Annotated in this window: 6 protein-coding genes and 1 pseudogene; 3 read left to right on the forward strand and 4 right to left on the reverse strand. The window is 64.9% G+C overall.

The window, feature by feature from the left end; translation table 11 throughout:
• Positions 1-87: 87 nt before the first annotated feature.
• Positions 88-963: a dienelactone hydrolase family protein gene (locus WC739_RS13785; protein ID WP_372953588.1), complete on the forward strand. Its 876-nt coding sequence runs from the start codon at positions 88-90 to the stop codon at positions 961-963.
• 119 nt (positions 964-1,082) lie between these two features.
• Here WC739_RS13785 and WC739_RS13790 read toward each other — a convergent pair whose 3' ends face one another.
• Both WC739_RS13790 and WC739_RS13795 read right to left on the reverse strand, forming a co-directional pair.
• A complete protein-coding gene (locus WC739_RS13790) occupies positions 1,083-1,280 on the reverse strand; it encodes a hypothetical protein (RefSeq protein WP_372953589.1) in 198 nt (65 codons plus the stop codon).
• Between the two features lie 144 nt (positions 1,281-1,424).
• Positions 1,425-1,910, reverse strand: coding sequence for a thioesterase family protein (locus WC739_RS13795; protein WP_372953590.1), 486 nt, complete (start codon positions 1,908-1,910; stop codon positions 1,425-1,427).
• A 121-nt stretch (positions 1,911-2,031) separates the two neighbouring features.
• Here WC739_RS13795 and WC739_RS13800 point away from each other — a divergent pair, with 121 nt between their 5' ends.
• Positions 2,032-3,447, forward strand: coding sequence for an FAD-binding oxidoreductase (locus tag WC739_RS13800; protein WP_372953591.1), 1,416 nt, complete (start codon positions 2,032-2,034; stop codon positions 3,445-3,447).
• 55 nt (positions 3,448-3,502) lie between these two features.
• Here the strand turns inward: WC739_RS13800 and WC739_RS13805 are convergent, their stop codons facing one another.
• Complete coding sequence (locus WC739_RS13805) at positions 3,503-4,489, reverse strand: Dyp-type peroxidase (RefSeq protein WP_372953592.1); 987 nt, start codon at positions 4,487-4,489, stop codon at positions 3,503-3,505.
• Between the two features lie 133 nt (positions 4,490-4,622).
• On the opposite strand from WC739_RS13805, the gene WC739_RS13810 reads away from it, so the two are divergent.
• A complete protein-coding gene (locus tag WC739_RS13810) occupies positions 4,623-8,597 on the forward strand; it encodes an AsmA-like C-terminal region-containing protein (protein WP_372953593.1) in 3,975 nt (1,324 codons plus the stop codon).
• Here the strand turns inward: WC739_RS13810 and WC739_RS13815 are convergent.
• Positions 8,594-8,777: pseudogene (locus WC739_RS13815) on the reverse strand (hypothetical protein); the annotation flags it as partial. The gene WC739_RS13810 and the pseudogene WC739_RS13815 overlap by 4 nt on opposite strands.

Below are 8,777 nucleotides of genomic sequence, written 5' to 3' on the forward strand. Positions count from 1 at the left end.
TCCAACGATGAGCCGGACTGCCCGCAACGCGACTGGACGCGGGCAGCCTCGCCCCTATCTTGCGCAGGACATCACAAGGAGCGCGCCATGACCGATCCCACCATCACCCAGGCGATGATCGATGCCTATGACGAATACACGCATTTGACGCTCGACCGCCGCCGCTTCATGGAGCAGCTGACCAGGCTTGCCGGGGCCGGCGCCGCGGCCGCCGCGATCGCGCCGCTGCTGGCGGCGAATTCGGCGCAGGCGGCGATCGTCGCCGACAGCGACCCGCGCGTGAAGGGCGAGGACATCACTTTTCCCGGCGGCAGCGGCGAAATGAAGGGCTACCTGGTCAAGCCGGCGGAACACACAGGCAAGCTCGGCACGGTCATCATCGTGCATGAGAACCGGGGGCTGAACCCGCATATTCGCGATGTGACGCGGCGCGTGGCGCTCGAGGGCTTCGTGGCGCTTGCGCCGGATTTCCTGTCGCCGCTCGGCGGCACGCCAAGCGACGAGGACAAGGCACGCGACATGTTTGCCACGCTGGATCCATCGCGCACGGCGGCCGACGCCGTGGCCACGGTTACTTTCCTCAAGGCCGACAAGGACGGCAACGGCAAGGTTGGCGCGATCGGCTTCTGCTGGGGCGGCGGCACCGTCAACAGTTTGGCGGTCAACGCTCCCGACCTGGCGGCCGGCGTCGCCTATTACGGCATGCAGCCGAAGAGCGCGGACGTGCCGAAGATAAAGGCCGCCTTGCTGTTGCACTACGGTGGCTTGGACGAGCGAATCAATGCCGGGATCGACGGTTTCCGGAAAGCACTGGAAGCGGCGCATGTCGAACACACGATCTATGTGTATGAAGGCGTCAACCATGCCTTCAACAATGACACATCGGCGGCGCGCTACGACAAGCAGGCGGCCGATCTCGCCTGGGGCAGGACGATTGCGTTCCTCAAGCAGAAACTGGCTTAGGTCGAATCATCCTGATTGGGCTCGCATTTGGAAGGCGACACCGCCCGTCGCCGCTGATCGCGCGCTCGACTAAGACGGCGTTCAGGCGCCAGCCATGGTTGCGGCGCGGCTCGACAGGGTCATACGTGGCCGCGCTTCATGCGGGCGCGCTTGAGGATGGCGCGCCAGCGAATCATGTCGAACGGGATCGGCTCGTTGCTGTTGGCGATATGGAAGATCTCGTTGTTGACGTTCTTGAGCGAGCGCCAGAAATCATAGTCGGTGATGCGCGGATCGGCGGCCAGCCTGTCGACCTCGACCTTGATGTCGGTTTTCATGCACGTCCCTCGAACCGGCTCGCCCGCCGCCCGTATCGCAACCCCGTGCGGACTGTTCTCGACCGCTCCGCTGAGTCGTTCAACGGCTCAATTGGCTTGTTCCCGTTAAAACCCCGGTAAGGTTAACGCGGGCGCCGGGCTGCTTCAAGCGGGCTTGCGACGAATCCCAATGGAACGGCCGGCGCGCTCCGGCATCGGCAGCGCCGCATGGGCGGCGCGCATGGCTTCGACCTTGGCCAGGATATCGGCGGGGAAGGGCGCGACCTTCGGCCCGGACATGTCGACATGCAGGGCAAGCTGCTCCGACGTGGCGGCCAGCCAACCATCGACGTGGCGGATTTCCTGATAGAGCCGCAGCCGCTTCTCGTCATGATCGATCAGCTGCAGCGAGACGGTGACCTTGTGGTCCAGATGCAACTCCTGCACGTAACAGACGTGGATTTCCGCGGTGTAGATGGTGAGTCGACGCTGCTCGACGTAATCGAGGCCCATGCCCATTGCCGCGAAAGCCTCGTCCGAGCAGCGGTCGAACAGCACGTTGTAATAGGCCATGTTGAGATGGCCGTTGTAGTCGATCCAGTCCTTCTCGATGCCCATGGGGAGGGAGACGAAGGGGGCGGGAATGGGCATAGAAACTTCCTTGTTTCTGGCGCTGGACACAGCGCGCTGGTCTGGACAGAGCGTGGCTGGTGAGACTACGCATGGATAGACGCATGGCAAGGTGGGCGCTGGCCCATTCGCGGAGGAATACATGGCTCTGAGCGACCTCAATCCGGTCCAACGCAACGAAGAGGGAATCGCCGCGGTTGTCGGCATCCTCAAGCAGCAATTGGGCGAACGCTTCCAGACCGGCCAGGCCATCCGCGCGCAGCATGCGCATACCACCACCTATATTCCGACTCAGTCGCCGGACGGCGTTGCCTTTCCGGAGACGACGGCCGCGGTGCAGGAGATCGTGCGCGCCTGCGCCGCCCACCGCGTGCCAGTGATCGCCTTTGGCGTCGGGTCGTCGCTGGAAGGCCATACCAACGCGCCGGGCGGCGGGATCTCGGTCGACACGTCGCGCATGAACCGCATCCTCGCGGTCAATCCGCAGGACCTCGACTGCACGGTCGAGCCGGGGGTGACGCGCGAAGACCTCAACCGGCACCTGCGCGACACCGGCCTGTTCTTTCCGATCGATCCCGGCGCCAATGCCTCGCTTGGCGGCATGGCGGCGACACGCGCCTCCGGCACAAACGCTGTGCGCTACGGCACGATGCGCGAGAACGTGCTGTCGCTGACCGCCGTCATGGCAGACGGCGAGACGGTGACGACCGGCAAGCGGGCGAAAAAGAGCTCGGCCGGCTATGATCTGACGCGGCTGCTGATCGGATCCGAAGGCACGCTCGGCATTATCACCTCGCTGACGCTGAAGCTGCAGGGCATCCCGCAGGCGATTTCCGGCGGCGTGTGCCCGTTTCCGAGCGTCGAGGCCGCCTGCAACGCGGTCATTTCGACCATCCAGATGGGTATTCCGGTGGCGCGCATCGAACTGGTCAACGCGTTGCAGATGCGGGCGATGAAGAACTATTCCAAGCTCGACTATCCGGAGAGCCCCTGCCTGTTCGTCGAATTCCATGGCAGTGATGCCGGGGTTGCCGAACAGGCCGAGACCTTCGGCATGATCGCCGAGGAGAATGGCGGCGGCCCGTTCCTGTGGACCAGCGTCGCCGAGGAGCGGACGAAGCTGTGGAAGGCAAGGCACGACGCCTACTGGGCGTCGCTGACGCTGCGGCCGGGCGCCAAGGGCCTGTCGACCGATGTCTGCGTGCCGATCTCGCGCTTTGCCGAATGCGTCACCGAGACCGAGGCCGACATCGCCAAGATGGGCCTGGTCGCGCCGATCGTCGGCCATGCCGGCGACGGCAATTTCCACACCTTGGTGCTGATGGACGTGAACGACCCGAAAGAGATCGCGCGCTGTGAGGAATTCGTCGCCCGGCTCAACCTGCGGGCGATCGCCATGGACGGCACCTGCACCGGCGAGCACGGCATCGGCCAGGGCAAGATCGGCTTCATGCGCCGCGAGCTCGGCCACGGCGTCGATATCATGCGCACGATCAAGCAGGCGCTCGATCCGCAGAACATCATGAACCCTGGCAAGATACTGCCGGCAGCGGGCTAGGGATCGCGAACGGAACTCATGGGACGGCGGTCCGCGGGCTGACCAGCTCGGCTTCCTACCTCGCTGCAGCGGGCTCTTCCTGCATCCTCTCGGCAAGTGCCTGCAGCATCGGGCGGGTCGGTGCGAAGAAGGTCGTGCCGGTTTGCGGCGTCGAGACATCGAGCAATCGGTCGTAGGCGCCCGGAGGATCGCCGACATACATGCGCTGCAGCATCTTCTCGATCACCCAGAGATACCTGCTATAGCCGATGAAGTAGGTGCCGTACTCATTCTGCCCCGGCCGCCCGAACGGCATGTTGTCGCGCAGAATGTCGTATTCGTTGCCGTTAGCATCCTCGATGGTGGCCAGCGACTTGTGCGATTTGCGCGGGGCGTCGTCATCGTCGATTTCCATATTGTCGATCTTGGTGCGGCCGATGATCGCCTCCTGCTGCGGCGTTGGGATGCGCGCCCAAGCCTGCAGGTCGTGCAGATACTTCTGGACGACGACGTAGCTGCCGCCGGCGAAGTCGGCATCCTCGTCGCCGACAAGCGCCGAGGCGGGCAGATCGAGGCCGGTCGGGTTGGCCGTGCCGTCGACAAAGCCGAGCAGGTCGCGGGCATCGAAATAGCGAAAGCCCGAGACCTCGTCGACCACCGTCACGGCGTCTCCCAGATTGGCGAGCAGAATGCGCTCGAATTCGAAGCACATGTCGGGTCGCTCGGAGCGGATGTGGAAGAGAAGGTCGCCAGCCGTCGAGGGGGCCGAATGAACCGATCCCCTGATCGGTGCGAACGGTTTCAGCTCCAGCGGTCGCGGGCCGGAAGAGAGACGATCCCAGAAGTCGCGGCCGATGCCTGCAATACATGACAGCCGGCCGGAAAGATCGCGGAACCCGACAGTCTTGACAAGATCGTCAAGCCCGCCGAGCACCGAGGCGACCCTGGCGGGAGCACCCTGATCGCTGGCCACGGTGACAACCAGAAAGACCGCCGATTGCGACAGCGGGGCGTCGACGCTTTGCGCATCGATCGGCACCCGGTCCCAATTCTTCCCCGACATCCGAAATTCTCCATGTTTTCCGAGATTTGTTTCAGATCGTCGGGTATGACGCAACCGCAGATGAATTGCCTCTTTATCGACACGCGGATGCGGGTAGAGTGCGGCTGAATTTCAATCAACCCGTTCGGAGCTGATGCTCGCACGCCTTTTCGTGATCTTTGGTGGCCTGTTCGTGCTGGTGCTGCTCGCGGCGCTGGTGGTGCCGTACTTTGTCGACTGGACTGGTTACCGCGCCGAATTCGAGCGCGAGGCGAGCGCCATCCTGGGCCGCAAGGTGACCGTGCAAGGGGATGCCACGGCAAGGCTGCTGCCGTTCCCCTCGGTCACTTTCTCCAACGTCGCCGTCGCCGGCGGCCCCGGCGGCCAGCCGGCGATGACGGTCGAGACGTTTTCGATGGATGCCGAGTTGGCGCCTTTCCTGCGCGGCGAAGTGCTGATTTTCGATATGCGCCTGGTGCGGCCGAAAGCCACCATCGACATCGCCAATGACGGCACCGTCGACTGGACGATGCGGCCGTCCTCGCCCTTCGACCTCAACCAGATCTCGATCGAGAAGCTGACGGTGACGGAAGGCCAGATCGAGCTGCGCCATGCCGCGGGCGGGCGCAGCCATCTCATGTCGGAGATCAATGCGACCATCTCGGCAAAGTCGCTGGCCGGGCCATGGCGCATGGATGGCACGCTAAATCTGGACGGGCTTCGCACAAGTGTCGCGGCGTCTACCGGCAAGGCTGAGGGCTCGGGCCAGATGCGACTGCGGGTGAGGGCCGATCCCAATGCCTATCCGCTGGTCATCGAAACGGACGGCAATGCCGGCATCGTCAATGGCGCCGCCGTCTATTCCGGCGATTTCAAGATCTCCGGTGCCGACAAGCACGCCGCCGGGCCGCACGGCCCGGATGGCGAGACGGTAGCCGTCAACGCCAAGGCCGATCCGGGCTTTCGGCTGAACGGCAAGTTTTCGCTCGATCACCAGAAGCTTGGCGTCGACGAGTTCCGTTTCGAGACAGGACCGCTCGACAATCCCTACACCGCCGACGGCAAGGCATCGGTCGATCTCGGCCTTAAGCCGAGCTTCGCCATCGAGGCCGATGGCGCGCAGGTGAAGCTGGACGAGGCAGTGGGCGGCCAGGCCGGCACCGGCCTGACGCTGGAGCAGCGCATTGCCGGGCTGGAACAGGCATTGCTCGATCTGCCCAAACCGACGATCCCCGGCACAGTCGAAGTCAGGCTGCCGGCGGTGGTCGCCGGCGACACCACCGTGCGCGACGTCCATCTCTCGGCCGAGCCGATTGAAAGCGGATGGAAGGTGAAGTCGCTTGCGGCAACCTTGCCCGGCCGCACCAAGCTGGAAGCCGATGGCATGCTTGCGCTCAACCTGCAGGGCCATTTCGGTTTCACCGGCTCGCTGCTGCTGGCCGTGGCGCAACCCTCCGGCTTTGCCGCATGGCTGTCGAAGGATGTCGACGAGGCAATCCGCCGGCTGCCCGCCGCCGGCTTCAAGGCCAAGGTCGATCTCTCGGAAAACCGTCAGTCTTTCAGCGATCTTGAGCTGGTCCTGGGCAAGGCGAAGTTCTCCGGACGCATCGATTCCAGCCAGCCCGACAATGCGAGGCCGTCGGTGCTGATGCGGCTGGAAGGCGGCGACCTCGACGTCGACGGGTTGGCGGCCTTTGCCTCGATTTTCGTCAGCGACAAGGGCGCCAACCGCTTTGCCAACAGCGGTCTCGATTTCCAGATCAAGGCCGGTCCGGTCAGCGCCGCGGGGCTCACCGCCGACACGGTCGACACCGCGCTCAGGCTGCGCGACGGGGTGCTCGAGGTCGACCGGCTGTCGGTGGGCGGGCTGGCCGGCGCCTCGATCAGCGCCACCGGCCGGATCAAGGATTTCCCGGCGAGCCCGACCGGCAAGCTCGATGCATCGGTGATCGCCGTCGATCTGAAGCCGCTGATCGACGTCGCCGCTCAGCATTATCCGGACAATGCCGTGCTGAAGGGACTGGCCGGCCGCGCCGCGGCTTATCCCGAACTGTTCCAGGATGCGCGGCTAGACTTGGTGGCAAGTGCTGCCGACAATGGCGACGGCACCACAGGCCTGGCGGTCAGCGGACAGGGCAAGGCCGGTGGCTCGGCCTTTTCCGCGTCGCTGTCGGGGAAAGGGGCGGCGGACAGGCTTTTCGAGGCGCCGGTGACGCTCACATTCAACGCCAAGAACCCCGATGCGACCGCGCTGCTGGCGCTTTACGGGTTGCCGGCGCTGCCGCTTGGCATGCTGGGCGAGGCGAGCACCGATATTTCGGCCAAGGGCTCGCTTGGTGGGGGCCTGGCCACGACCTTCAGCCTCACCGGCAACGACTTCAAGGCCGGTTTCGAGGGGACTGTATCGGACACGGCGCAAGGTGTCGCGGCCAAGGGCCAGCTCAGCCTCGATGCCGCCGACATCGAGCCTTGGCTGATGACATCGGGCATAGGCCTGCCGGGCATGGGGGCGGGCATGTCGATGACATTGTCGGCGCAGGGCGACTATGGCAGCGGGCTGCTGGTGCTGGACAATCTCAGCGGGGCCATCAACGAAGCCGCTGTCTCGGGCGACGTCAATCTCGACGCCAAGGACGGCATCCCGCATCTGGCCGGCGCGCTGGCACTCGACGAACTCGACCTCGACCCGATGGCGGTAGCGCTGTTTGGCGATTCCGCCTTTCTGACAGACAAGGCTGCAGCGGACAGAAGCGGCGCCTGGCCGGCGGCGCCGTTCAGCCCGAAATCCAGCCTGCCGTTCACCGCCGATCTGGACCTGACGACTGCGGCACTGGCCGCAGGTCCATTCGCCACGGCTTATGACGCCGCCTTTTCGCTCAAGCTCGACCAGGAGGGCATCCGCGTTTCGGATCTCAAGGCAAAGTTCCTTGGCGGTGTGCTCACCGGCCTGTTCGAGCTGAAGAACACTGACGGCACCGGACTTTTCACCGGGCAGATGAAAGTGGCGGGCGCCGACCTGGCGACCATGCTTCCGGATGCCGGCATCAGTGGTAATGGCGATGTCTCGACGTCGTTGTCGACCAGCGGCAAGTCGGTCGATGCGATGGTGGCCGCTCTGTCCGGTTCCGGCACGGCGACGCTGAGGAATTTGCGGATCGCCGGCGTCAATCCCGACGCGTTTAGCGCATTGCTGGCCAAGGCGGACGCGATCGGGCGCGACATCGATACAGCCAAGACCGCCGGCTTCGCGCCGCAGATCGCCGCCGATGGCAGTTTTGCGGCGAAGGATGCCGAGATCGCCTTCACTGTTGCCGGCGGCACGCTGAGGGCGCCACCGATCACCTTGGAGAATTCGGCGGCGACCTTGTCGGCCGATATCACGGCGGACCTCAATGCCAGCACGGTCTTGGCCAAGGGAGCAATCACCTATAGGCCCGGTGACGAGGCGCTGGTCGGCTCCGAGCCGGTCATGAATTTCACCGCCGAAGGGCCATTCGGCGCCGTGAAACGACAATTCGACAGCGAGCCGCTGGCGCAGTTCCTGACCCAGCGCGCGCTGGAAAAGGAGCAGCAGCGCGTCGAGGCCATGCAGGCCGCGCTGCTCGAGAAACAGCGGCTGCGGCGCGAGGTGCGCTACTACGCGGCGCTGCAGGATGCGCGCGACAAGGCCGCCGAGGAGCTGCGCAAGCAGGAAGAAGCGGCGCGGCTGAAAGCCGAGGCCGAGGCTAAGGCGAAGGCCGAAGCGGAAGCCCAGGCGAAGGCCCAGGCGGAAGCTCAGGCGAAGGCCGAAGCGGAAGCCAAGGCGAAAGCCGATGCAGAAGCCAAGGCCAAGGCGGACGCGGATGCCAAAGCAAAGGCGGATGCGGATGCAAAGGCCGCCGCCGAGCAGCGGGCCGCCGACGAAGCGGCCAAGGCGCAGGCGGATGGGGAACAGCGTCAGAAAACCGAGGAGGCGAACCGAATCGCCGCGCAAGAGAAGGCCAGGCTCGAGGCCGAACGCAAGGCCGAAAAGACGCCGGGGGTCGAGCGCACGCCGCTGCCGCCGGCCAACGACAATCCGCCGGAGCAGAAGCCAAAGCTGGCGCCGTCGGCAATCGACAATCTCCTGAAGTCGCTGAACGGCGGCTAATCGCAGCCAAGGTCCGGTTGAGGGTGCCCGAGCGAACCGCCGCCATCCGATGCCGGGGATCCGCCGTTTCGATCGAGCAGCCGCCTCAGCATCGGCTCGATGCGTGAAAGCTCGTCGAGATGCGCCGCCGAAAGTTCTGCCAGACAGTCGTCGGCGCGCTCGGTCAGTCGCAGCAGCACC

This window comes from Mesorhizobium sp. (genome assembly GCF_041661565.1).
Classification (GTDB): Bacteria; Pseudomonadota; Alphaproteobacteria; order Rhizobiales; family Rhizobiaceae; genus Mesorhizobium.